Source organism: Pseudomonas sp. S3_E10 (assembly GCF_054667615.1).
The window spans coordinates 4551299-4576467 of sequence record NZ_CP162743.1 but is presented as its reverse complement, the minus strand read 5'-3'; the positions used below and the strand labels follow the sequence as shown (position 1 = coordinate 4576467).

Here is a 25169-nt window from a genome sequence, read left to right as displayed (position 1 = left end):
TTTGAGTCGCTTTGGGGGTGTGAAGCGCGGTGACGACTCAGCTGCCTCGGTAGGTCGAGTAGCTGTAAGGCGAAATCAGCAGCGGCACGTGGTAGTGGTCTTGCTCGGCACTGATGCCAAAGCGCAGCACCACCACGTCGAGGAAGGCAGGTTCGGGCAATTGCACGCCACGGGCACGGTAGTAATCGCCGGCGCTGAACTGCAACTGGTAGACGCCACTGCGGTAGTCGTCGCCTTGCAGCAGCGGTGCGTCGCAACGACCGTCGCTGTTGGTGACCGCGCTGGCGACCCACTCAAGCTGCGTGCCTTCGACGCGGTACAGTTGAACCTGGATGGCGCTGCCGGGGCAGCCGTGGGCAGCATCCAATACGTGTGTGGTCAGTCGTCCCATGGATCGGGCTCCCTTAAGTCGAGTGAAAACGGGCCGCCCCGTTACAGGGCATGAAAAAGCGGGCGATGGGCTGATTAAGACACTTTAAACAAAAATTGTACACAATAAAAATTACAAAGTTTTGCTGCGGCTTCCCAGCGTGGTCTTGGCCGCGAATTCTCAAGAGGCCTTGCTTTTAAACGACCTTTTATCCATTTACTGACCAAGCGGGCAAGTTTATTGCAAGGCTAAGCGGTGAGGGCAGGCTGGAAAAAATGCAGAAATACAGGCTTACAAAGTGATCATCAAGTTGTATACAATCAGCCCATCGCTGTGACGCCACCCGATCTTTTCCGCCGGCCGCCACACACTTGCTACCACGCACAAGAAGGAAGACTGCAGTGAGCGCTGACTACCCACGCGACCTGATCGGTTACGGCAGTAACCCTCCTCACCCCCACTGGCCGGGCAAGGCGCGCATCGCGTTGTCTTTCGTACTCAACTACGAAGAAGGCGGCGAGCGCAACATCTTGCACGGCGACAAAGAGTCCGAAGCCTTCCTCTCGGAAATGGTCTCGGCCCAACCGCTTCAGGGCGAGCGCAACATGAGCATGGAGTCGCTGTACGAATACGGCAGCCGTGCCGGCGTGTGGCGCATCCTCAAGCTGTTCAAGGCATTCGATATTCCGTTGACCATCTTCGCCGTGGCCATGGCCGCCCAGCGCCATCCGGATGTGATCCGTGCCATGGTCCAGGCCGGCCACGAGATCTGCAGCCACGGTTACCGCTGGATCGACTATCAGTACATGGACGAGGCCCAGGAGCGCGAGCACATGCTCGAAGCCATCCGCATCCTCACCGAGCTGACCGGCGAACGCCCGCTGGGCTGGTACACCGGCCGCACCGGCCCCAATACGCGGCGGCTGGTCATGGAAGAAGGCGGTTTCCTCTACGACTGCGACACCTACGACGACGACCTGCCCTACTGGGAGCCGAACACCCCCACCGGCAAGCCGCACCTGGTGATCCCTTATACGCTGGACACCAACGACATGCGCTTCACCCAGGTGCAGGGTTTCAACAAGGGCGATGATTTTTTCGAGTACCTCAAAGACGCTTTCGACGTGCTTTACGCCGAAGGGGCCGAGGCGCCGAAGATGCTCTCCATCGGCCTGCATTGCCGCCTGATCGGCCGCCCTGCCCGCTTGGCGTCGTTGAAGCGCTTTATCGAGTACGCCAAAAGCCACGAACAGGTGTGGTTCACCCGTCGCGTCGATATTGCCCGCCACTGGCACGAAACCCACCCCTGCACGGGAGCGGTGAAATGACTGCGTTTCACAGCCTGAAACCGTCGACCTTGAGCCGTGACGCCTTTGTCGCCGCCTTCGCCGATATCTACGAACATTCGCCATGGGTGGCCGAAAAGGCCTACGACCTGGGCCAGGACGCGTCGATCGACCAGATCGAAACCCTGCACCAGCGCATGAGCGACATCCTGTTGAGCGCCGATCATGCCAGCCAACTGGCGTTGATCAATGCTCACCCGGACCTGGCCGGCAAAGCGGCCGTCCAGGGCCAACTCACCCAAGCCAGCACCGATGAACAGGCTGGCGCGGGGATTCACCAATGCACGGCCGAAGAGTTCTCACGCTTCACCGAGCTGAACGATGCCTACAAGGCCAAGTTCAAGTTTCCCTTCATCATGGCGGTAAAAGGCAGCAACCGGCACCAGATCCTTGCCGCGTTCGAAACGCGCATCCACAACTCTGCGGACGCCGAGTTCAAATGCGCGCTGGACGAGATCAACAAGATCGCGTTGTTCCGCTTACTGACCCTCTAAGCAGTCCATCCCCAGCCACTCTATCTAAGGCAGACAAGAAGAATGAAAGCGCAACCCGTACCTTTCGAGAAGTTCGTCAACCTGGCCGACGCCCGCCTGGGCACCAAGATTCTCTCGGTGACCGATGACTGGTTCGCTGACGCCAACCGCCTGTTCCAGCCGACCCCGGCCGTGTGGAAGGAGGGCGTTTTCGATGACAACGGCAAGTGGATGGACGGCTGGGAATCGCGCCGCAAGCGCTTCGAAGGCTACGACAGCGCGGTGATCCAACTCGGCGTACCGGGCCGAATCAAGGGCGTGGACATCGACACTTCATTCTTCACCGGCAACTTCCCGCCGTCGGCCTCCCTGGAAGCCTGCTTCCTGGCTTCGGGCGAGCCGGACGAAAACACCCAGTGGACCGAAGTGCTGTCGGCCGTCGAGCTGCAAGGCAACAGCCACCACTACCACGAGATCAACCACGAACAGGCGTTCAGCCACCTGCGCTTCAACATTTACCCGGATGGCGGCGTGGCCCGCCTGCGGGTGTACGGCGTGCCGTACCGCGACTGGTCGTCTGTAGGCGACAACGAACAGGTCGACCTGGCCGCCGCGCTCAATGGTGGCCGTGCCCTGGCCTGTTCCGATGAACACTTCGGCCGCATGAGCAACATCCTCAACCCCGGCCGTGGCATCAACATGGGCGACGGCTGGGAAACCGCACGGCGTCGTACACCGGGCAATGACTGGGTGATCGTCGCGCTGGGCCACCCGGGCGAGATCGAAAAAATCATCGTCGATACCCTGCACTTCAAGGGCAACTACCCGGACACCTGCTCGATCCAGGGCGCCTTCGTAAAAGGCGGCACCGACAGCCAGATCGAAACCCAATCGTTGTTCTGGCGCGAACTGCTGCCGGCGCAGAAGCTGGAAATGCACGCCGAACACACCTTCGCCGAGCAGATCAAGGCGCTGGGGCCGATTACCCACATCCGCTTGAATGTGTTCCCGGACGGTGGTGTGAGTCGCCTGCGTGTGTTGGGCAAGGTAGCCAAATAAGGGTCGACCCAATCGCGGTAGACCAGACAACATCAAATTCGAAAACTTAAGAAGACAGCCATGCGCACACTGATGATCGAACCCCTGACCAAAGAAGCCTTCGCCCCTTTCGGAGACGTTATCGAAACCGACGGCAGCGATCACTTCATGATCAACAACGGGTCGACCATGCGCTTTCACAAACTGGCGACGGTCGAAACAGCACAGCCTGAAGACCGCGCCATCATCAGCATCTTCCGCGCCGACGCGCTGGATATGCCGTTGACCGTGTGCATGCTGGAGCGACACCCGCTGGGCAGCCAGGCTTTCATTCCGCTGCTCGGCAACCCCTTTCTGATCGTGGTCGCGCCACTTGGCGATGCACCTGTATCGGGCTTGGTCCGCGCCTTCGTTACCAACGGCAGGCAGGGCATTAATTACCATCGCGGCGTCTGGCACCACCCGGTGCTGACGATCGAAAAGCGGGATGACTTCCTGGTGGTTGATCGCAGTGGCACAGGCAATAACTGCGATGAGCATTTTTTTGAAGAGGATGAGCGGTTGATCCTCGCCCCCCACCAATAAGAGAAGGCCGGATCACCCGACAACAAGGGTGACAGGCGAGAGGTAAAGACTGTGGAAGCACATCTGTTGGAATGGCTGAACCTGAGCGTGCGCTGGGTTCACATGATCACTGGCGTCGCCTGGATCGGCGCTTCTTTCTACTTTGTCTGGCTGGAAAACAACCTTAATCGCGTCAATCCCAAGAGCGGCCTGGCCGGTGACTTGTGGGCGATCCACGGTGGCGGTATCTACCACCTGGAAAAATACAAACTGGCCCCACCGACCATGCCGGACAACCTGCACTGGTTCAAATGGGAAGCCTATTTCACCTGGATGTCGGGCGTCGCGCTGCTGTGCGTGGTGTTCTACTGGAACCCCACGCTGTACCTGCTCGCCCCCGGCAGCACACTCAGCGGCACCGAAGGCGTGTTGCTGGGCATCGGCTCACTGTTCGCCGGCTGGTTTATCTATTCCTTCCTGTGCGACTCGGCCCTGGGCAAGCGCCCTGCCCTGCTCGGTTTTATCCTGTTCGTGCTGTTGATTGCGGCCGCCTATGGCTTCAGCAAAGTGTTCAGCGGCCGTGGCGCCTACCTGCACGTGGGTGCGGTGATCGGCACCATCATGGTGGGCAACGTGTTCCGCATCATCATGCCGGCGCAGCGCGCGCTGGTGGCCGCCATCGCCGAGAACCGCACACCCGACCCGGCCCTGCCGGCCAAGGGCTTGCTGCGTTCACGCCACAACAACTACTTCACCTTGCCGGTGCTGTTCATCATGATCAGCAACCACTTCCCGAGCACCTACGGCAGCCAATACAACTGGCTGATCCTGGCGGGTATCGCGGTGGCGGCGGTGTTGGTGCGGCATTACTTCAACACCCGTCACAACAGCCAGAAGTACGCGTGGACCCTGCCGGTGGGCGCGTTGGCGATGATCAGCCTGGCGTACGTCACCGGGCCCAAGCCGGCGGAGCCGATTGCCAAGGCACCCGCGGCCATCGAATACCAGCCACTGCCGGAAACGGCGTTGGGCGGCGGCTTGAAACCCGCAGCGCCCGCCGCGCCGGCCGCTGAACCGGCACCGGCCCAGGCCGGCACCGACTTCGGCCAGGTGCACCATGTGATCGAGCAACGCTGCACGGTGTGCCACTCGGCCAAACCCACCAGCCCGTTGTTCAGCACCGCACCGGCCGGCGTGATGTTCGACACCCCGCAGCAGATCCAGCAGCAGGCCGCGCGCATCCAGGCGCAAGCCGTGGCGAGCCAGATCATGCCACTGGGCAACATCACGCAGATGACCCAGCAGGAGCGGGATTTGATTGGTGCCTGGATCAATCAGGGGGCGCGAACCAACTGATCTGATACATACAGGATTGCTCCAGAGGGCGGTGTTTGAGTCACTGATGCTTTGAATGACACACCGCCATCGGGAGCAAGCCCCCTCCCACAGGGGATCAGCAGTGTTTTGAAGAGTGCGTTCCACACAACACAACAATAAAAAGATTCGAGGTGTTGCATGTCCCAGTTAGAACCGCAGACTCCTGCCGCGCCCGCAATGGCGCGGCTGCCCCTCTTGCAACTGATCCTGGTAGGCCTGCAACACGTCTTGCTGATGTACGGCGGCGCCGTCGCCGTGCCTTTGATCATCGGCCAGGCCGCGGGCCTGAGCCGTGAAGAAATCGCCTTCCTGATCAACGCCGACCTGCTGGTGGCCGGTATTGCCACCATGGTGCAGTCGTTCGGCATCGGCCCGGTGGGCATTCGCATGCCGGTGATGATGGGCGCCAGTTTCGCCGCCGTCGGCAGCATGGTCGCCATGGCCGGCATGCCCGGTATCGGCTTGCAAGGCATCTTCGGCGCAACCATCGCCGCCGGGTTCTTCGGCATGTTGATCGCGCCGTTCATGTCCAAGGTGGTGCGCTTCTTTCCACCCCTGGTGACCGGCACGGTGATCACCGCCATCGGCCTGTCGCTGTTTCCCGTAGCCGTGAACTGGGCCGGTGGCGGCAGCGCCGCCGCTACCTTCGGTTCGCCGATTTACCTGGCGATTGCCGCCCTGGTACTGGCCACCATCCTGCTGATCAACCGCTTCATGCGGGGTTTCTGGGTGAATATCTCCGTGTTGATCGGCATGGGCCTGGGCTACGGCCTGTGCGGCATGATCGGCATGGTCGACCTCAGTGGCCTGGCCCAGGCGCCCTGGGTGCAGGTGGTGACACCGCTGCACTTCGGTATGCCGACGTTCGAGCTGGCGCCGATCCTGTCGATGTGCCTGGTGGTGGTGATCATCTTTGTCGAATCCACCGGCATGTTCCTCGCCCTGGGCAAGATCACCGACCAGGAGGTCACGCCGAAGATGCTGCGCCGCGGTTTGCTGTGTGACGCCGGCGCATCGTTCTTCGCCGGTTTTTTCAACACGTTTACCCATTCCTCCTTCGCGCAGAATATCGGCCTGGTGCAGATGACCGGCGTGCGCTGCCGCTCGGTGACGATCATGGCCGGCGCGTTCCTGATCGTGCTCAGCCTGCTACCCAAGGCCGCCTATCTGGTGGCGTCGATACCGCCGGCAGTGCTCGGCGGCGCGGCCATTGCCATGTTCGGCATGGTTGCGGCCACCGGTATCAAGATCCTCCAGGAAGCCGACATCGCTGACCGTCGCAACCAGTTGCTGGTGGCGGTGAGCATCGGCATGGGCCTGATCCCGGTGGTGCGCCCGGAATTCTTTGCACAACTGCCGCTGTGGATGAGCCCGATTACCCATAGCGGCATCGCCATGGCCACCCTCAGCGCGTTGTCGCTGAACATACTGTTTAACATCCTTGGCGGCGCTGAACGCGTTGCGGTTGAGCACGCCCATACCTGAAACATGCCCCATTGTCGCCCTGTGCGCGCTGTAACGGCGCACTTGAGCCCAGACGTGGGAGCCAGTATTCTCCGCGCCCGCTTGAATCGACGGTGGTTTTACCGCCTTGGCGCGGCTTTTGCTGTAGTCATAAAGCTGACCAATCAGACGAGTTTTTCAGCGAAACCAAAGGCGCCACATCAGAGCGCCACATGAGAAAAACCATAAAACCTTAACTCGGGAGCAACCGAATGAAACCTCTGTTCAAAGGCCTGGTGTTGGCAGGATCCCTGCTGGCCGGCGGCCAGGCCGTGGCGGGTGACTTGTTGCAGTGGCAGAACAACAGCCTGACCTACCTGTGGGGCAAGAGCTTTACCATCAACCCGCAGATCCAGCAGACCGTCACCTTCGAACACGCCGACGCGTGGAAGTACGGCGACAACTTCTTCTTCCTCGACCGCATCTTTTACAACGGCAAGGAAGACGGCAACGTCGGCCCGAATACTTACTACGGCGAGTTCAGCCCACGGTTGTCATTCGGCAAGATTCTCGACAAAGACCTGTCCTTCGGCCCGATCAAAGATGTGCTGCTGGCCATGACTTATGAGTTCGGCGAAGGCGACAACGAGTCGTACCTGGTCGGCCCGGGCTTTGACTTGAACATCCCCGGTTTCGATTATTTCCAGCTGAACTTCTACCAGCGCCAGACCGAAGGCAATCGCCCGGGTGATGGCGTGTGGCAGATCACCCCGGTGTGGTCGTACACCCTGCCGGTGGGCAACTCCAATATCCTGATCGACGGCTTTATGGATTGGGTGGTGGACAACGACAAGAACGCCCGTGGCACCTATCACGCCAACCTGCACTTCAACCCGCAGGTCAAATATGACTTGGGCAAGGCGTTGCATTGGGGCGACAAGCAGCTGTATGTCGGCTTTGAATACGACTATTGGAAGAACAAGTACGGGATCGAAGATTCGGGCGCGTTCAAGACGACGCAGGACACGGCGAGTTTCCTGGTCAAGTACCACTTCTAAAGAGCACTGCAAACCCATGTGTGAGGGGGCTTGCCCCCTCACACATTCAGATTGGGTTTATGCCCAGGAACCGCGTGATTTCTTCGCGCTTGGCCAACGCATCGCTGCGCCCCAACTCGATCAACTCGCTGCAATACCCCGCCTCGAACAGCAAATAACTCAACACCCCCGCCCCGCTCGTCTTGGTCGCCCCTGGGCCACGCAAGAACAAACGCAACGCCGCCGGCAGCTCCTGGCGATGCCGTGCCGCGATTTCATCGATCGGCTGGCTGGGTGCAATCACCAACACGTCTACAGGCGCCAGGCCACGGGCCGTGCTGTCGGCCGGTTGCAAATGGCTGAACTGGTTCAGGCGTTCCAGCAGTTCGATGTCGCTTTCCAGGCTGTCAATGAACGTGCTGTTGAGCATATGCCCACCGATCTGCGCCAGCGTGGGTTGCTGGCCGGTGTACGTGCGTTGTATCGCCGGCTCGTTGCCCCGTGGGTTGCCGCTGACGCCCACCACCAGTACGCGACTGGCGCCCAGGTGCAGGGCCGGGCTGATGGGTGCGGATTGGCGCACGGCACCGTCGCCGAAGTACTCCTCGTCGAGTTTGACCGGGGCAAATAACAACGGGATCGCCGAACTGGCCAGCAGGTGTTCAACCGTCAGTTGGGTGGGTATGCCGATACGGCGGTGCCGCAGCCATGCGTCGATGGTGCCGCCGCCTTGGTAGAAGGTCACCGCTTGCCCGGACTCGTAGCCGAACGCGGTCACCGCTACCGCATGCAGGTGCTGTTGCCGGATGGCTTCGTCGATCCCCGCCAGGTGCAGCTTGTCCTGCAGCAAGTCGCGCAGCGGTGAACTGTTGAGCAATGCCACAGGAAATTGCCGGCCCAGGCCGAACAGGCTGTGGATCAGGAAGCGACTCGCCTGGCGGACCACGCCAGGCCAATCGCTGCGCAACACCAGATGGCTGCGAAAGCCCTGCCAGAACGCGGTAAGGCGTTGCACCGCCGCCCTGAAGTCCATCGCACCGCTGGCCAGGCTCACCGCATTGATCGCGCCGGCCGAGGTGCCGACGATCACCGGAAATGGGTTGGGTGCCCCCGGCGGCAGCAGTTCGGCAATTGCCGCCAACACCCCCACCTGATACGCCGCGCGCGCACCGCCGCCGGAAAGAATCAAACCTGTAACCGGTTCAGATGGGGGCATTGCGTCACTCCATGTGGGGAAAAGTCGGTCTTATCGACGGCGTTTTTCGTACAGTTTGGGTTCACCCGGTGGCCGGCTCTTGAAACGCCGGTGGGTCCACAGGTATTGCTCGGGGCACTCACGCACCGCGGCTTCGACCCATTGATTGATGCGCAGGCAATCGATTTCGTCGGTCTCGCCGGGGAAGTCGGTCAACGGTGGGTGGATCACCAAGCGGTAACCGCTGCCGTCGGCCAGGCGCTCCTGGGTGAACGGCACCACCAACGCCTTGCCCAGGCGCGCGAACTTGCTGGTGGCGGTGACGGTGGCGGCCTGGATGCCGAACAATGGCACAAAGATGCTTTGCTTGGCGCCGTAGTCCTGGTCCGGCGCGTACCAGATGGCACGGCCGGCACGCAGCAGCTTGAGCATGCCGCGCACGTCTTCGCGCTCGATGGCCAGGGAGTCGAGGTTATGGCGTTCGCGGCCACGGCGCTGGATAAAGTCGAACAAGGGGTTGCCGTGCTCACGGTACATGCCATCGATGGTGTGCTTCTGGCCAAGCAGCGCCGCGCCGATTTCCAGGGTGGTGAAGTGCAGGGCCATGAGGATCACGCCCTTGCCATCCAACTGCGCTTGTTTGAGATGCTCCAGGCCTTCGACGTGGGCCAGCCGCGCCAGGCGCTGGCGCGACCACCACCAGCTCATGGCCATTTCAAAGAAGGCGATGCCGGTGGACGCAAAGTTTTGCTTGAGCAGTTGCTTGCGCTCTTTGGCGGTTTTTTCCGGGAAGCACAATTGCAGGTTACGCGCGGCGATGCGGCGACGTTCGCCCGCCACGTGGTACATGCCGGCGCCAAGCAACCGACCAATGGTCAACAGCGTGCGGTAGGGCAACTGGGTGACCAGCCACAGCAGGCCTAGCCCCAGCCATAACAGCCAGAAACGCGGGTGAAAAAATGCAGCTCGAAAACGCGGGCGATCCATTACAGATTCCGGTAAAGACAGGGCCGCGCATTCTACAACGGTTCGACCCGGCTTGCGGCGGGTGAGTGTTCTCGTTATAAGTCTCGACACTTTTCGTGACAAGCCGCTTTATGCCGACCATGAGCCAAACCGAACCGCTAGACCAAGATCCCGTGTTCCAGCTGAAAGGCAGCATGCTCGCCATTACCGTGCTGGAACTGGCCCGCAACGACCTCGACGCCCTGGACCGCCAGCTCGCCGCCAAGGTCGCGCTGGCGCCGAACTTTTTCAATAATGCCCCGCTGGTACTGGCCCTGGACAAACTGCCCGCCGGCCAGGGCGTGATCGACTTGCCCGGCCTGATGCGCGTGTGCCGCTCCCATGGCCTGCGCACTCTGGCCATTCGCGCCAGCCGTATCGAAGACATTGCCGCCGCCATCGCCATTGAACTGCCAGTATTGCCGCCGTCCGGCGCTCGCGAGCGTCCGCTGGACCCGAGCGAAGGTGAAGTGAAGAAAAAACCGGAAAAACCACCCGAGCCGACGATCAAGCCTACAAAGATCATCACCTCGCCCGTACGCGGCGGGCAGCAAATTTACGCCGAAGGAAGCGACCTGGTGGTGATCGCTTCGGTCAGCCCCGGCGCGGAACTTCTCGCCGATGGCAACATCCATGTATACGGCCCGATGCGCGGACGTGCACTCGCCGGCATCAAGGGTGATACCAAGGCGCGTATTTTCTGTCAGCAGTTGACCGCTGAGCTGGTCTCCATTGCAGGCCGGTACAAGGTTTCCGAAGATTTGCGCCGTGATCCGCTATGGGGGGCCGGGGTGCAGGTCAGCCTGGCGGGCGATGTGTTGAACATCACCCGGCTTTAACGGATACTGCCGCATTTTCCAAGCATCTCTAGACTCTGATAGCACAGCGAAACCGGCAATACTTGTGTAGGAATCTTCTGAAGTTGGCGTTTCCTTTACGCAAACGACATCTTTTTCCTACAAGGGCTGTCCGCCTGCAGCGAGTTTCAAGAGATGTTTTTCAGGGGCTGAAAAGTCCTTTTTCCTTAGGGGTGAAACACCTTGGCCAAGATTCTCGTGGTTACATCCGGCAAGGGTGGTGTGGGTAAGACCACCACCAGCGCCGCTATCGGTACCGGCCTCGCTCTGCGCGGCCACAAGACAGTCATCGTCGACTTCGACGTCGGTTTGCGTAACCTCGACCTGATCATGGGCTGCGAACGCCGCGTGGTGTACGACTTCGTCAACGTGGTAAACGGCGAAGCCAACCTGCAACAGGCCCTGATCAAGGACAAGCGCCTTGAGAACCTGTACGTACTGGCCGCCAGCCAGACCCGTGACAAAGACGCGCTGACCAAAGAAGGCGTGGGCAAGGTCCTGGCCGAGCTGAAGGAAACCTTCGAATACGTGGTGTGCGACTCCCCGGCCGGCATCGAAACCGGTGCTCACCTGGCGATGTACTTCGCCGATGAAGCCATCGTGGTGACCAACCCGGAAGTTTCGTCGGTACGTGACTCGGACCGCATGCTGGGCCTGTTGGCGAGCAAATCCCAGCGCGCCGAGAAAGGCGAATCGCCGATCAAGGAGCACTTGCTGCTCACCCGCTACAACCCTGAGCGCGTCAGCAACGGCGAGATGCTCGGTGTTGAAGACGTGAAGGAAATCCTCGCGGTGACCCTGCTGGGCGTGATCCCGGAATCCCAGGCCGTGCTGAAGGCTTCCAACCAGGGCGTGCCGGTGATTCTTGACGACCAGAGCGACGCCGGCCAGGCGTACAGCGATGCCGTCGATCGTTTGCTGGGCAAGACCGTGGAACATCGCTTCCTCGATGTAAAGAAGAAGGGATTCTTCGAGCGTATCTTTGGAGGCAACTAAACAATGAAATTTCTCGACTTCTTTCGCGCCAACAAAAAGCCAAGCACCGCGTCGGTCGCGAAAGAGCGTCTACAGATCATCGTGGCGCACGAACGCGGCCAACGCAGTACCCCGGACTACCTGCCCGCCTTGCAAAAGGAACTGGTCGAGGTGATCCGCAAGTACGTCAATATCGGCAACGATGACGTGCATGTCGCCCTGGAAAACGACGGCAGCTGCTCGATTCTGGAACTCAATATCACCCTGCCTGATCGTTGATCGAACAGGCGGCCGCCACGGCGGCTCGATCACCTTGATCTCTGTGCGAGAGCGGGGTGGTCGAGCCGCCGTTGGCGTTTGTTACGAGGCTGTTTAATGCCGTTGTCCAACATCCATATCCTTCATCAGGACGCCGCCGTCCTGGTGGTGAACAAGCCGACCCTGCTGCTCTCGGTGCCTGGTCGCGCCGACGACAACAAAGACTGCCTGATCACCCGCCTGCAGGAAAACGGCTACCCCGAAGCCCGCATCGTCCATCGACTGGACTGGGAAACCTCGGGGATCATTCTGCTGGCCAGGGACGCCGATACCCATCGCGAACTGTCCCGCCAATTTCACGACCGTGAAACCGAGAAGGCCTACACCGCCCTGGCCTGGGGCCAACCGGCACTGGACAGCGGCAGCATCGACCTGCCCCTGCGCTACGACCCACCGACCAAGCCCCGCCACGTGGTGGATCATGAGTTCGGCAAGCACGCGCTGACCTTCTGGAAAGTGCTGGAGCGTTGTGGCGAGTGGTGCCGGGTAGAACTGACGCCGATCACCGGGCGTTCGCACCAGTTGCGTGTGCATATGCTGTCCATCGGCCACCCGTTGCTGGGTGATGGCCTGTACGCCCACGAACAAGCCCTGGCCGCCTGGCCGCGCCTGTGCCTGCATGCCAGCATGTTGAGCTTCACGCACCCGCAAAGCGGTGAGCGCTTGCGCTTCGAGTGCCCAGCTCCTTTTTAAGCTGTGAACACCGTCAAAGGTGGGAGGGGCGGTGCGACGATTCGACTTGCTCCCGATGGCGGTGTATCAGCTCCAGAGGTATGGGCTGACCCACCGCCATCGGGAGCAAGCCCCTCCCACATTTGTTCTGTGCACTTGCCGCTATCGAACGGTAAACTTGCGGCACTGCTGTCTGGAGCTATTTATGCGCGAAGCGTTGAATCAAGGCCTGATTGACTTCCTCAAGGCCTCCCCTACTCCTTTTCATGCCACTGCCGCCCTGGCCCAGCGCCTCGAAGCGGCCGGTTACCAGCGTCTCGACGAACGCGAGACCTGGACCACCGAAGCCAACGGTCGCTACTACGTGACCCGCAACGACTCCTCGATCATCGCCTTCAAGCTCGGCCGTCACTCGCCGCTGCTGGGCGGTATCCGCCTGGTCGGCGCCCATACCGACAGCCCGTGCCTGCGGGTCAAGCCCCAGCCGGAGCTGCAACGCCAGGGCTTCTGGCAACTGGGCGTTGAAGTCTATGGCGGCGCACTGCTGGCACCGTGGTTCGACCGTGACCTGTCCCTGGCCGGCCGCGTGACTTTCCGCCGCGACGGCAAGGTCGAGAGCCAGTTGATCGACTTCAAGCTGCCCATTGCCATCATCCCCAACCTGGCCATTCACCTGAACCGTGAGGCCAACCAGGGTTGGGCGATCAATGCCCAGACCGAGCTGCCGCCGATACTCGCGCAGTTTGCCGGTGACGAGCGCGTGGACTTCCGCGCCGTACTCACCGAGCAATTGGCACGCGAACATGGGTTGAACGCCGATGTGGTGCTCGATTACGAGCTGAGCTTCTACGACACGCAAAGTGCTGCGGTGATTGGCCTGAACGGCGACTTTATCGCCGGTGCGCGCCTGGACAACCTGCTGTCGTGCTACGCCGGCCTGCAAGCCTTGCTCACCAGCGACAGTGATGAAACCTGCGTGCTGGTGTGCAACGACCACGAAGAAGTCGGTTCCTGCTCAGCGTGCGGTGCCGACGGCCCGATGCTGGAACAGACCCTGCGTCGCCTGTTGCCCGAAGGTGACGAGTTCGTACGCACCATCCAGAAATCCCTGCTGGTGTCTGCCGACAATGCGCATGGCGTGCACCCCAACTATGCCGACAAGCACGACGCCAACCACGGCCCCAAGCTCAATGCCGGCCCGGTGATCAAGGTCAACAGCAACCAGCGCTACGCCACCAACAGCGAAACCGCCGGGTTCTTCCGCCACTTGTGCATGGCCGAAGAAGTGCCCGTACAGAGCTTCGTGGTGCGCAGCGACATGGGTTGCGGCTCGACCATCGGCCCGATCACCGCCAGCCACCTGGGCGTGCGCACCGTCGATATCGGCCTGCCGACGTTCGCCATGCACTCTATCCGTGAACTGTGCGGCAGCCATGACCTGGCGCACTTGGTGAAAGTGTTGGGTGCGTTCTACGCGAGCCACGACCTGCCCTGATCTCAAGGGCTGAATGCGGTCAAAAAATGTGGGAGGGGCGGTGCGACGATTCGACTTGCTCCCGATAGCGGTGTATCAGTCAATGAATCTGGTGACTGAAACTCTGCTATCGGGAGCAAGCCCCCACATTGGGTTCTGTGTGTTTCTGGAAATATGACCCAGGCCAAACTGATCTGCATCATCTGCACTTTCCATAATCCGACCTAGACTTGTCAGTATTCCCACTCCGACAAGGCCGTCGCCCCATGATCTCCATGTCCGCCTTCCACGCCATGCTTATCCCTATCCTGATCGGCATGTTCCTGCTTGCCGTGGGGTTCAATTTTCGGGACAAGCCCGTCGGCGTGTTCGGCATGTGGGTCGGTATGCTGCTGATCCTGGGTACCGTGGTGTACAAGATCCTCGCCAAACTGGCCGAATGACGCCTGCCCTCGTACACTCGGTCAACCTGCCGTCTCCAAGGTTGACCGCCTCGTGCTTTCCCGTCTGTTCGCCCTGCCCTGCTACCTGTTGATCGCCCTGCTCATCCTGCTTCCCACTTCGCCTGCCCACGCCGTGGGTTTGCCCGGACTGTTGGGGGGCACCGCCAAGGCTCAACCTCAGGCCGAGGTACCTCTGGGGCAGTCGCTGGATGAGGTGATCAAGACCCTGGAAAACGACCAGCAGCGCAGCCAACTGCTCAGCGACCTGAAAAAGCTGCGTGCCGCCACGCAAAAGGCCCAGCCCGTGGCCGAGCAAGGTGTGCTCGGGCTGATCGGCAGCACGCTGTCCGGTTTTGAACAGCAATTTTCGGGTAACGACAGCCCGCTGGGACGCTGGTCCAATGAAGTCGACCAGGCCAAGGAGGAACTCGACGCCTTGATGCTGCCGGCCAGTGAGTGGCTGCCGATCATCTTCGGTTTTGCGCTGATCCTGGCGGTGTGGAGCCTGTTGGCGGCCGCGCTGATCTGGCTCAGCCACCGTGTGCGCGAGCGCTTCGGCCTGCCGGAAGAACTTCCCCAACACCCGCGCACCTGGGACATGCTGCGCTTTGCCCTGCGCAAACTGGGGCCTTGGCTGATCGCATTGGTGATCACGGTTTACCTGAGCTATGCCCTGCCCTCGTCCCTGGGCAAATCCCTGGCGATGGTGCTGGCCTACGCGCTGGTGGTGGGTACCTGTTTTTCGGCGATCTGCGTGATTGCCTTTTCCCTGCTCGACGGCCCGCACCGTCACCGCGCGCTGTATATCCTGCGCCACCAGGCATTTCGCCCACTGTGGCTGATCGGCAGCTTTGCCGCCTTTGGCGAAGCGTTGAGCGACCCGCGCCTGGTGACCGCCCTGGGCCAGCACCTGGCCCATACCGCTGCGACCGTGGCCAATGTAATGGCGGCGCTCTCCACCGGCGTGTTTATCCTGCGTTTCCGCCGGCCGATTGCGCACCTGATCCGCAACCAGCCGCTGTCGCGCCGCCTCACCCGACGCGCGCTCACCGACACGCTGTCGATCATCGGCACCTTCTGGTACCTGCCGGCGATGTTATTGGTGGGTATTTCGCTGTTTGCCACCTTCCTGTCGGCCGGCGACACCAGCACCGCCCTGCGCCAATCGTTGTTATGCACGGTGTTGCTGGTGTTGTGCATGGTGATCAATGGCCTGGTGCGGCGCCATGCCCTGAAACCCCAACGGCACAAACGTCATGCGCTGTATTCCGAGCGCCTGAAAAGCTTCATCTACACCCTGGCCCACTTGGCGGTGTGGCTGGTGTTTATCGAGCTGGGCCTACGGGTGTGGGGCCTGTCGCTGATTGGCTTTGCCGAAGGCGAGGGCCATGAAATCGCGGTCAAGCTGTTTGGCCTGGCCGGCACGCTGCTGTTTGCCTGGCTGATCTGGATCCTCAGCGACACCGCGATCCACCACGCGCTCACCCGTTCGCGCAAAGGCCTGGCGAATGCGCGGGCGCAGACCATGATGCCGTTGATCCGCAACGTGCTGTTCGTAACCATCTTTATCATCGCCGCCATCGTGGCCCTGGCGAACATGGGCATGAACGTCACTCCACTGCTGGCCGGTGCCGGTGTGATCGGGCTGGCCATCGGTTTTGGTGCGCAGTCGCTGGTGGCGGATTTGATCACCGGCCTGTTCATCATCATCGAAGACTCCCTGGCCATCGACGACTACGTGGATGTGGGCGGCCACCTCGGTACTGTCGAGGGCCTGACCATCCGCACCGTGCGCCTGCGCGACATCGACGGCATCGTGCACACCATCCCGTTCAGCGAAATCAAGAGCATCAAGAACTACTCCCGTGAGTTCGGCTATGCGATCTTCCGGGTGGCGATCCCCTACAACATGCAGATCGATGCCGCGATCAAGTTGATCCGCGACGTGGGCCAGAAAATCCGCAACGACCCGCTACAGCGCCGCAATATCTGGTCGCCGCTGGAGATCCAGGGGGTGGAGAGTTTCGAATCAGGCAGCGCGATCCTGCGTGCACGCTTCAAGACGGCGCCGATCAAGCAATGGGAAGTGTCGCGGGCATTCAACCTGGCGCTCAAGCGGCAACTCGACGAAGCAGGGCTGGACCTGGCCACGCCGCGTTTGAGTGTGCAGGTGGTGACGGGCGCTACGGGCGGGCTGGAAAAAGACAAGACCGCGTGAACCCGCAGAAGCCGTCCGGTGGTGGCGAGAAAGCGTGCTTGCTCGCCACACGGGGTGAGTCAGGCCAGCGCAGCGCCGTCCATTTTCTGGCGCAGGCTTAACGGGCGCATGTCGGTCCAGGTTTCTTCAATGTAGGCCAGGCATTCTTTTTTCAGACCGCTCTTGCCCACGGTGCGCCAACCTTCCGGCACGGCCTTGTAGTCGGGCCAGATGGAATATTGTTCTTCATGGTTGACCACTACCTGAAACAGGATGTCGTCGCGGTCAAATACTGAGGTCATTGCTGTTCTCCGTTGCTCAAAGGCTGGCTGCGCACCACGCGCAGCGCTGATATCTGTAGAAACGTACCAAGTCGTCGAAAAATTAGAGGCTGGCGACCGCGGCCGCCAGGGCTCGCCCGAAAATCTCGGCCACACGGTCGACTTCGGCGGCGGTAATCACCAGCGGCGGCAGGAAGCGCACCACGCTACCGTGTCGGCCGCCCAGCTCCAGGATCAGCCCGCGCTTGAGGCATTCGCGCTGCACACGCGGCGCCAATTGGCGGTCCACGGGCGGATGGCCCTGGATATCCGGCGTACCGTGCGGGTCTACCAGTTCCACGCCGAGCATCAGCCCACGACCACGAATATCCCCCAGTTGCGGGAAATCCCGTTGCAGGATGCGCAGATGCTCGCCAAGGCGTTCGCCCATGGCCGCGGCATGGCCGGCCAGGTCGTGTTCCTTGAGGTAGCGCATCACCGCCGAGCCCGCCGCCATGGCCATCTGATTGCCACGGAACGTCCCGGCATGCGCGCCCGGCAGCCAGGTGTCCAGCCAGTCGCGATACACCACCACCGCCAGCGGCAAGCTACCGCCGATGGCCTTGGACAGCACCACCACATCCGGGATGATCCCGGCGTGTTCAAAGGCAAACATCTTGCCGGTGCGCGCAAAACCGCTCTGGATCTCATCGACGATCAACGCCACACCGGCCTGCTCGGTGATGCGCCGCAGGCCACGCAGCCAGTCGAGGTCCGCCGGGATCACACCGCCTTCGCCCTGTACCACTTCAACAATCACCGCCGCCGGCAGCAGCACCCCGGCCTCCGGGTCGTTGAGCAGGTTTTCCAGGTAATGCAGGTTGACACGCACGCCTTGCGCGCCGCCCAGGCCGAACGGGCAGCGATAGTCATAGGGGTACGGCAAAAACTGCACGCCATTGCCCAGCAATGCACCCAAGGGTTTCTTCGGCCCCAGGCTGCCCATCAAGCTCAACGCGCCCTGGCTCATGCCGTGATAACCGCCCTGGAACGAAAGCACGGTGCTGCGCCCGGTGGCAGTGCGCACCAGTTTCAACGCGGCTTCCACCGCATCGGTGCCGGTGGGGCCACAGAACTGGATCTTGGCTTGCCGCGCCAGCGCTTCAGGCAACAGGCCGAACAGGTCCTGTACGAATTGGTCTTTGACCGGCGTGGTCAGGTCGAGGGTGTGCAACGGCAATTCGTCGCTCAGCACCTGCTGGATGGCCTGGATCACCACCGGGTGGTTGTGCCCCAGCGCCAGGGTACCCGCACCGGCCAGGCAGTCGATGAACTGGCGACCTTCCACGTCTTCCACGTAAATGCCCTTGGCACGTTTGAGCGCCAGGGGGATGCGCCGTGGGTAGCTGCGGGCGTTGGACTCCTGCTGACGCTGACGGGCCAGCAGCGGCGTCTCGTCGAACTGGTAGAGCGTTTCATGCACCTGGGCGTCTTCGATACGACTGGTAGCGACTGACATTTCTCGATCCCTCAATACGCTGATGATGGTGACCAAACTGCCGATCCGTTGGCGTCTGGCCCAAGGGCATGCGCACGGATTTCCTGTTCTGGAAACGCATCAGCGCCGCAGGGATTTAGGGCCGGTAATCGTTATGGGTGGATCAAGCCTGAAATGTGAAAGCGATCAGCGTTACAGGCCGCGGTATTTTTCGTTCAGCGCGTACAAAATCGCGCAGGTCTCGGCATCCAGAAACCCACAATAATCCCGCGCCCGAAAATGCATCTGAAACGCCCGCGTCCGGAGCTCAAAGCCCTGGCGATTTTTGGCCGGTGCATAGCCATAGCGCTGGAACGCCCGCTCCACTTCCACCTCCGGCGGCAGCCCGAGGCAAAACCGGCGCTGGTACATGGCACGCGTCGCCTCATCAAACCAGGCGCCGACGCCCGCCTCGAACAAACGCCGCCAGGGCAGACGAGGTCCGGGATCGCTCTTGCGCCAAAAGGCCACGTCCGAATGTCCGAGGATGTCCGTCGGCCCAACCCGTGGGTAGCGGCCAAGAATGTCGCGCAGCAGCGCTATCAACACCTCGATCTGTTCCTCGCCATACGCAGGAAAGGTGAACACGCCACCGTCATCCCTTGCCAGGTTGACGATCTCGATGCCAATCGAGCGGCTATTGAGGTTATCCCGCCCGCCCCACTGGCTTACGCCGGCATGCCAGGCGCGCTTGTCTTCGTCGACCAGGCGAAACGCGCGCAACTCGTCGTAACCGGCGGCGCGATAGCTGGGTTCATGCGGGTCGGGCAGCAAGTAGTGAGCGCTGACGCCGTCCCGGGTCAGGGTGCGCAGGGACGACGCAAAAGGCGCCGCGGTGTAATGCACAAGCAGCTGCCCAACGGGCTCGCCGTTGCGATCGTTGAAACCGGTGGCGGGGAAACTGGTGTCGATGACCAACATAAGAAACGTCCTTTTCAATACAGGCCGAGTCTTTCGGCCCGTTCAAGCACAAAAAAATTACCGCCATCCTGAAGGCTTGAACCCCAGGCGGGCGGTAACTATTTGGCACTTGGAAAAAGGATCAGCGTCGCAGTGGCATGCCCAGGTCGACACGCAACCCATCGACCTGACTGTCAAATTTCAGCGAGCACGAACAGCGCTGCACGATCGCTTGCACGATTGCCAGGCCCAGCCCGCAGCCTTCGCTGTTGCCGTTGCGCCAGAAGCGCTGGGTCAGGTATTGCAGGTCTTCGCTGGAAATCTGCTGGCCATGGTCACGCACGCGGAACACCACGTGATCCTTGGCAGTGAACACACTGAGTTCGACCCGAGTGTCCGCCGGGGTGTGGCGCAAGGCGTTATCCAGCAGGTTGCGCAGGGCCGCAACCGCCAGGCCAACGGGCATTTCCACCGGCGCGCCGGTGAGGTTTTGCGCCAGGATCAGGTCGATACGTGCGTTATCCCCCGCATTGGCATCCTCAATCGCCAGCCGCGCGACCTCTTCGGCGCTGGACTGCAAGCCATCGTCAAACGACAGGCTGCCTTCCACCCGCGCCAGCAGCAGCAATTGTTCCAGGGTGCGATGCAGGCGGTCGGCGCCCTCCTCGGCATGTGCCAGCGACTGGTCGCGGGCCGCGCCGTCGGTCATGCGCGCCACTTGCAGGTGGGTCTTGATCGCGGTCAACGGGCTGCGCAGTTCGTGGGCGGCGTCGCCGGTCAGGCGGCGTTCGCGCTCGATGGTCTTGGCGATGCGTTGCAACAGTTGGTTCTGGGTGTCGAGCAGCGGCTTGAGCTCACTGGGCAACGGGTGGATCTGCAGCGGCTCAAGGGAGTCGGCACTGCGCCGCATCAGCGCGTCACGCATGCGGTTGAGCGGCAGCAGGCTTTGGCCGATGCCCAGCCACAGCAGGCACAGGCAGCCCAGCATGGCCACGCCCACCGGCACCGACGCCGCCAGCAGGATCGACATGTTCAGCGCTTCACGCTCCACCTGGCGGTCGGCGGTGGTAATCAACAGGTCGCCACGGGACAGGGTAAAGCTGCGCCAGCCTACGCCGTCGATCGTCTGGTCGCGAAAGCCACTGCGTTGCGACTCAAGGCCCTGATCCGGCGTGGTGTGGCTGCGCGCGAGGATTTCCCCGCGCAACGAGCTGACCTGACAGGCCATGCCGCCCGGCACATGCAGCTGTTCGGTACGCAAGTGCGCGCCGCCGCTGATACTGGCCAGGCCCGGCATCTGTTCGGTCAGCCCCGCCACCATGCGCGCCGACGCCACCAGGCGCTGGTCGAGGGAAAACATCATCTGGTTACGCAGATCGTTGAGCATCCAGGCCGCCGCCAGGGCCCAGATCACTACAAAGGCAGCGCCGAGCTTGAAGGTCAGGCGCAGGCGCAGGCTCTTCACGACGCACTCTCGCCGTCGTCCGCCGGGCCCAGGCGGTAACCGAGGCCGCGCACGGTTTCGACGATGCCATTCCCCAGTTTTCGGCGCAGGTGATGGATATGCACATTGAGCGCGTTGCTTTCCAGTTCGTCGTTAAAACCGTAGACGCTGTCTTTGAGTTGTTCGCTGGAGAGCACTCGCCCCTTGTTGTGCAGCAGGGCCTGCAACAGCGCCTGCTCGCGGCGCGACAAATCAACCGGCTGGCCGCCGAGCAAGGTTTCGCGGCTGCTCGGGTCGTAGCTCAACCGGCCATGCTCGATCAAATTGACACTGCGCCCCGCCATGCGACGCAGCAAGGTTTGCAGGCGGGCGGCCAATTCGCGCAGGTCGAAGGGTTTGAGCAGGTAGTCGTCTGCGCCGGCTTGCAGGCCGTCGACGCGGTTGGTCACCGAATCGCGCGCGGTGAGGATCAGCACTGGAATTTCCAGGCCCTGGCTGCGCAGTTGTTGCAGCAGCTTGAGGCCATCTTCGTCGGGCAGGCCCAGGTCCAGCACCATGATGTCGAAGGTCGCGGCCTTGAGCATCGCCCGCGCGGCAGCGGCCGTCGCCACGCGCTCGACGGTAAAGCCCTGGGCACCGAGGCCGGCCACGATGCCGCTGGCGATCAGTTCGTCGTCTTCACAGACCAGTACGTGCATGCTGAACCCTTCATAAAAGATGGGGCGATTAGAGAAGCCGTGGATTAAGCGCGCATTATGCCGTCAAAGTTCACAACACCCGGCAATCCCTACACTCTAGAATAGCGACCGGTTAATCATCGGTTAATCAACGCCACACATTGTGTGCCTCACTTGCATCGAACTAAGGCTTGACCATGCGGCATCTGTTTACCTTTCTGCTGGTGTTGTTCGCAGGGTTCGCCCAGGCCGCGCCGGGCAACCCGTTTGAGACCAAACCCGATTTCCTGCCGGTGGGCAAGGCATTCACCTTTACCTCCGAACGTCTTGAAAGCGGCGAGACCCAGCTGTATTGGCAGATTGCCGACGGATATTACCTGTACCAGCAGCGCATGAAGTTCGATGGCCTGGCCGAAAAGCCCGTGCTGCCCCAGGGCGAAGCCCACAGCGACGAGTTCTTTGGCGAGCAGCAAGTGTATCGCCAGGGCCTGGAAGTGAAGATCCCGGCCGGCGTCACCGGCCAGGTCAAGCTGGGCTGGCAGGGCTGCGCCGATGCGGGGCTGTGCTACCCGCCGCAGTCGATCACCGTGGACCTGGGCGGCAACCCGGCAGTTGCGGCCACCACCCAGGCTCAGGACCAGAGCCTGGCCAGCGGCCTGCAACAGCGCAGCCTGGGTTGGAGCTTGCTGGTGTTCTTCGGGCTGGGCCTGTTGCTGGCGTTTGCCCCGTGTTCGCTGCCGATGTTGCCGATCCTCGCCGGCCTGGTGGTAGGCAGTGGCGCCAGTGCGCGTCGCGGCTTTGCCTTGGCCGGCAGCTACGTGGTGTGCATGGCGCTGGTGTATGCGGCGCTGGGCGTGCTGGCCGCCCTGCTTGGCGCCAACCTCGCCGCATGGCTGCAAACCCCCTGGATCCTGGGCAGTTTCGCCGCGCTGTTTGTACTCCTCGCGCTGCCGATGTTCGGCTTCTTTGAACTGCAATTGCCGGCCTTCCTGCGCGATCGCCTGGACACCGTCAGCCGCCAGCAAAGCGGCGGCAGCCTGGTGGGTGCGGGTATTCTCGGCGCCTTGTCCGGCCTGCTGGTGGGCCCGTGCATGACCGCGCCCCTGGCCGGCGCGCTGTTGTATATCGCCCAAAGCGGCAATGCGCTGCACGGTGGCCTGGTGTTGTTCGCCATGGGTATCGGCATCGGTATTCCGCTGTTGCTGCTGGTGACCGTGGGTAACCGCTTCCTGCCCAAGCCGGGCACCTGGATGAACGTGCTCAAGGGCGTCTTCGGCTTCCTGTTCCTGGGCACCGCCGTGCTGATGCTTCGCCCGATCATCGGCGACAGCCTGTGGCTCGGCCTGTGGGGCGCGCTGGCGCTGGCGATGGCTTATTGCGGCTGGCGCCTGGCCCAGGATTTCGGCCGCGTGGCCATGCTGTTCGGCGCCGGCGCCGTGGTACTGGGTGTATGGGGTTGCGTGCTGGTGGTGGGCGCCGCCGGTGGCAGCGACGACCTGTGGCAACCGTTGAAGGTGTACAGCGGCTCGCGGGTTGCCGAGGCGCCGAGCGCCCATCAAGCCTTCATGACGATTAACGACCCGGCCGTGCTGCAAAGCCAGCTCGACAGCGCCAAGGCCCAGGGCCAATGGGTACTGCTGGACTACTACGCCGACTGGTGCGTGTCGTGCAAGATCATGGAAAAACAGGTGTTCGGTAAACCCGACGTGCTCGACGCGTTGAAAGACGTACGCCTGCTGCGCCTGGACGTGACCGCCGACAACGCGGCCAGCCGCGAGCTGCTGAGCCGCTACAAGGTGCCGGGGCCGCCCAGCTTTGTGTGGATCGGCCCCAACGGTGAAGAACGCCGCGCCCAGCGCATCACCGGCGAAGTGAATGCCGATGCCTTCCTGCAACGCTGGACCCAAGCCCGGGACGCCCTCTGATGCTGACCCTGACCATCGGCACCTTCGCCATTGCGCTGAATCACATCCTGCTGATCAGCGCACTGATTCTCGCCACCCTGGTGGGCTGGCGCGTGGCAAAGCGTGGCGGTGAGAACCCGGAGTCGGTGCTGTTCAGCCTGTTCCTGCTGGGCATGCTCGCAGCGCGCGTGAGCTTTGTGTTGATGTACTGGAATTATTACAGCAGCGACTGGTTGCAGATGGTCGACCTGCGCGACGGTGGTTTTCTCGCCTGGCCCGGCGTGGTCGCCCTGGTCCTGGGCGCGCTGGCCTACGGCTGGCGGCGCCCGGCGCTGCGCAAGCCGCTGAGCGCCGGGGTGGTCACCGGCCTGCTGTTCTGGGGCATGACCAGCCTGGCCCTGAGCCTCTACGACAAGGGCACGCAGCTACCGCACATCACCTTGCGCACGGCCGATGGCCAAGAGGTGCAACTGACCGACTACAAGGGGGGCCCGCTGGTGATCAACCTGTGGGCCACCTGGTGCCCGCCGTGCCGCCGCGAAATGCCGGTACTGGAACGCGCGCAGCACCAACGCCCCGACGTAACCTTCCTGTTCGTCAACCAGGCCGAAAGCATGCAAAGCGTCAGCACCTACCTGGCCACGCAAGGCCTGACCCTGGACAACGTGCTGTTCGACGCCAGCGGCCGCCTCGGCCAGGCCGTGGGTTCCATGGCATTGCCGACCACGCTGTTCTACTCAGCCGACGGACGCCTGATCAACAGTCACCTGGGCGAGTTGTCCCAGGCCAGCCTGGCCCATGCCATGGAACCCTTCGACACCGCCCCTGAAAGGAAACCCTCATGCCAAGCCTCCGCCACCTGCTGACCCTGCTGCCGCTGATGGCGGCGGCCACTCTGGTGCAAGCCGAAGACTGGCCGGCGCCCATCAAACAGATCGAAGCCAAGGGCGCCAAGATCATCGGCAAATTCGACGCCCCCAGCGGCCTCACTGGCTACGCCGCGCAATACCAGAACCGCGGCATGGCCCTGTACCTGACCGCCGACGGCAAAAGCGTGATCGCCGGCAGCCTGTACGATGCCCAGGGCAATGACCTGAGCAGCGCGCCCCTGGAACAACTGGTGTACGCCCCGATGGCCAAGGAAGTGTGGGCCAAGATGGAAAAAAGCAGCTGGATCCAGGACGGCGACAAGAACGCCCCACGCACCGTTTACTTGTTCAGCGACCCCAACTGCCCGTACTGCAACATGTTCTGGGAACAGGCGCGGCCGTGGGTCAAAGCCGGCAAGGTGCAGTTGCGCCACATCATGGTAGGGATCATTCGCGAAGACAGCCCCGGTAAATCCGCCGCACTGTTCGCCGCCAAAGACCCGCAAAAAGCCCTGGAAGAACACGAAGCCGCCGGCAAAGGCAGCACATTGCAGGCGCTGACCAAGATCCCGGCGAATATCGAAGCCAAGCTCGAAGCCAACATGAAGTTGATGGACGAGCTGGAACTGTCGGCGACGCCGGCGATTTTCTACCTGGATGACAAGGGCGGGTTGCAGCAACAGCAAGGGGCGCCGTCGCCGGATAAGCTGGTGAAGATACTCGGGCCCAAATAGGCCGTGCCTGGGCGGGCGCTATCGGGGGCAAGCCCTCTTCCACAGGTTGACTGTGAATAC

General features: G+C 61.9%; 25 protein-coding genes. 17 read left to right on the top strand and 8 right to left on the bottom strand.

All coding sequences use genetic code 11. The features are described from left to right. Positions 1 to 37: 37 nt before the first annotated feature. Positions 38 to 391, bottom strand: coding sequence for a hydroxyisourate hydrolase (uraH, locus tag AB4N98_RS21000; protein ID WP_017527687.1), 354 nt, complete (start codon positions 389 to 391; stop codon positions 38 to 40). Between the two features lie 380 nt (positions 392 to 771). Between uraH and puuE the strand changes: the two genes are divergently transcribed. From puuE to AB4N98_RS20965, 7 genes are all read left to right on the top strand, one after another. Next, a complete protein-coding gene (puuE, locus tag AB4N98_RS20995; RefSeq protein ID WP_017527686.1) occupies positions 772 to 1698 on the top strand; it encodes an allantoinase PuuE in 927 nt (308 codons plus the stop codon). Beyond that, complete coding sequence (gene uraD, locus AB4N98_RS20990) at positions 1695 to 2210, top strand: 2-oxo-4-hydroxy-4-carboxy-5-ureidoimidazoline decarboxylase (RefSeq protein ID WP_065876486.1); 516 nt, start codon at positions 1695 to 1697, stop codon at positions 2208 to 2210. Before puuE ends, uraD begins: the two co-directional genes overlap by 4 nt. 42 nt (positions 2211 to 2252) lie before the next feature. Beyond that, positions 2253 to 3248, top strand: a complete 996-nt coding sequence (gene alc, locus AB4N98_RS20985; RefSeq protein ID WP_017527684.1) for an allantoicase — start codon at positions 2253 to 2255, stop codon at positions 3246 to 3248. Between the two features lie 60 nt (positions 3249 to 3308). After that, a complete protein-coding gene (locus tag AB4N98_RS20980; protein ID WP_017527683.1) occupies positions 3309 to 3812 on the top strand; it encodes an ureidoglycolate lyase in 504 nt (167 codons plus the stop codon). 51 nt (positions 3813 to 3863) lie between these two features. After that, a complete protein-coding gene (locus AB4N98_RS20975) occupies positions 3864 to 5147 on the top strand; it encodes a urate hydroxylase PuuD (protein ID WP_017527682.1) in 1284 nt (427 codons plus the stop codon). 159 nt (positions 5148 to 5306) lie between these two features. Further along, on the top strand, positions 5307 to 6653 hold the full coding sequence (locus AB4N98_RS20970) for a nucleobase:cation symporter-2 family protein (RefSeq protein WP_065876500.1): 1347 nt from the start codon (positions 5307 to 5309) through the stop codon (positions 6651 to 6653). 230 nt (positions 6654 to 6883) lie between these two features. Further along, positions 6884 to 7669, top strand: a complete 786-nt coding sequence (locus tag AB4N98_RS20965) for an outer membrane protein OmpK (protein ID WP_017527680.1) — start codon at positions 6884 to 6886, stop codon at positions 7667 to 7669. 46 nt (positions 7670 to 7715) lie between these two features. Here AB4N98_RS20965 and AB4N98_RS20960 read toward each other — a convergent pair whose 3' ends face one another. Then, positions 7716 to 8864: a patatin-like phospholipase family protein gene (locus AB4N98_RS20960; protein ID WP_065876501.1), complete on the bottom strand. Its 1149-nt coding sequence runs from the start codon at positions 8862 to 8864 to the stop codon at positions 7716 to 7718. A gap of 30 nt (positions 8865 to 8894) precedes the next feature. Continuing rightward, on the bottom strand, positions 8895 to 9830 hold the full coding sequence (locus AB4N98_RS20955) for a lipid A biosynthesis lauroyl acyltransferase (protein WP_065876502.1): 936 nt from the start codon (positions 9828 to 9830) through the stop codon (positions 8895 to 8897). Positions 9831 to 9949: 119 nt separating this feature from the next. Here AB4N98_RS20955 and minC point away from each other — a divergent pair, with 119 nt between their 5' ends. The 7 genes from minC to AB4N98_RS20920 all read left to right on the top strand — a co-directional run bounded on the left by minC (position 9950) and on the right by AB4N98_RS20920 (position 16805). Next, positions 9950 to 10687, top strand: coding sequence for a septum site-determining protein MinC (gene minC / locus AB4N98_RS20950; RefSeq protein ID WP_026067245.1), 738 nt, complete (start codon positions 9950 to 9952; stop codon positions 10685 to 10687). Between the two features lie 201 nt (positions 10688 to 10888). Beyond that, complete coding sequence (gene minD / locus AB4N98_RS20945; RefSeq protein WP_065876503.1) at positions 10889 to 11701, top strand: septum site-determining protein MinD; 813 nt, start codon at positions 10889 to 10891, stop codon at positions 11699 to 11701. Between the two features lie 3 nt (positions 11702 to 11704). Further along, positions 11705 to 11959, top strand: a complete 255-nt coding sequence (gene minE / locus AB4N98_RS20940) for a cell division topological specificity factor MinE (RefSeq protein WP_003175252.1) — start codon at positions 11705 to 11707, stop codon at positions 11957 to 11959. A 96-nt stretch (positions 11960 to 12055) separates the two neighbouring features. Beyond that, positions 12056 to 12691 (top strand): RluA family pseudouridine synthase, encoded by a 636-nt coding sequence (locus tag AB4N98_RS20935; protein WP_017527675.1) that lies wholly within the window; start codon positions 12056 to 12058, stop codon positions 12689 to 12691. Between the two features lie 184 nt (positions 12692 to 12875). Then, positions 12876 to 14165 carry a M18 family aminopeptidase gene (locus AB4N98_RS20930; RefSeq protein WP_017527674.1) on the top strand — a complete coding sequence of 430 codons (1290 nt, stop codon included), beginning with the start codon at positions 12876 to 12878 and terminating at the stop codon, positions 14163 to 14165. A 245-nt stretch (positions 14166 to 14410) separates the two neighbouring features. Then, the gene (locus tag AB4N98_RS20925; protein ID WP_017527673.1) at positions 14411 to 14587 is read left to right on the top strand and encodes a hypothetical protein; all 177 of its coding nucleotides are present in this window, start codon (positions 14411 to 14413) and stop codon (positions 14585 to 14587) included. A 52-nt stretch (positions 14588 to 14639) separates the two neighbouring features. Then, the gene (locus tag AB4N98_RS20920) at positions 14640 to 16805 is read left to right on the top strand and encodes a mechanosensitive ion channel family protein (RefSeq protein ID WP_065876504.1); all 2166 of its coding nucleotides are present in this window, start codon (positions 14640 to 14642) and stop codon (positions 16803 to 16805) included. A 59-nt stretch (positions 16806 to 16864) separates the two neighbouring features. On the opposite strand, the gene AB4N98_RS20915 is transcribed toward AB4N98_RS20920, so the two are convergent. From AB4N98_RS20915 to AB4N98_RS20895, 5 genes are all read right to left on the bottom strand, one after another. Next, positions 16865 to 17086: an MbtH family protein gene (locus tag AB4N98_RS20915; RefSeq protein ID WP_017527671.1), complete on the bottom strand. Its 222-nt coding sequence runs from the start codon at positions 17084 to 17086 to the stop codon at positions 16865 to 16867. A gap of 82 nt (positions 17087 to 17168) precedes the next feature. Continuing rightward, positions 17169 to 18563, bottom strand: coding sequence for an aspartate aminotransferase family protein (locus tag AB4N98_RS20910; protein WP_017527670.1), 1395 nt, complete (start codon positions 18561 to 18563; stop codon positions 17169 to 17171). A gap of 171 nt (positions 18564 to 18734) precedes the next feature. Beyond that, positions 18735 to 19502, bottom strand: a complete 768-nt coding sequence (locus AB4N98_RS20905; protein WP_017527669.1) for an N-acetylmuramoyl-L-alanine amidase — start codon at positions 19500 to 19502, stop codon at positions 18735 to 18737. A gap of 121 nt (positions 19503 to 19623) precedes the next feature. Beyond that, positions 19624 to 20946: an ATP-binding protein gene (locus AB4N98_RS20900; protein ID WP_017527668.1), complete on the bottom strand. Its 1323-nt coding sequence runs from the start codon at positions 20944 to 20946 to the stop codon at positions 19624 to 19626. After that, positions 20943 to 21623 carry a response regulator gene (locus AB4N98_RS20895; protein WP_017527667.1) on the bottom strand — a complete coding sequence of 227 codons (681 nt, stop codon included), beginning with the start codon at positions 21621 to 21623 and terminating at the stop codon, positions 20943 to 20945. The genes AB4N98_RS20900 and AB4N98_RS20895 overlap by 4 nt, the downstream gene beginning before the upstream one ends. Positions 21624 to 21799: 176 nt before the next feature. On the opposite strand from AB4N98_RS20895, the gene dsbD reads away from it, so the two are divergent. The 3 genes from dsbD to dsbG are packed head-to-tail and all read left to right on the top strand — an operon-like array spanning position 21800 to position 25109. Next, positions 21800 to 23527, top strand: coding sequence for a protein-disulfide reductase DsbD (dsbD, locus tag AB4N98_RS20890; protein ID WP_017527666.1), 1728 nt, complete (start codon positions 21800 to 21802; stop codon positions 23525 to 23527). Further along, positions 23527 to 24372, top strand: coding sequence for a TlpA disulfide reductase family protein (locus tag AB4N98_RS20885; RefSeq protein ID WP_068937077.1), 846 nt, complete (start codon positions 23527 to 23529; stop codon positions 24370 to 24372). Before dsbD ends, AB4N98_RS20885 begins: the two co-directional genes overlap by 1 nt. Then, entirely contained in the window at positions 24348 to 25109 is a 762-nt protein-coding gene (dsbG, locus tag AB4N98_RS20880; protein WP_017527664.1) for a thiol:disulfide interchange protein DsbG, read from the top strand. The genes AB4N98_RS20885 and dsbG overlap by 25 nt, the downstream gene beginning before the upstream one ends. Positions 25110 to 25169: the final 60 nt, after the last annotated feature.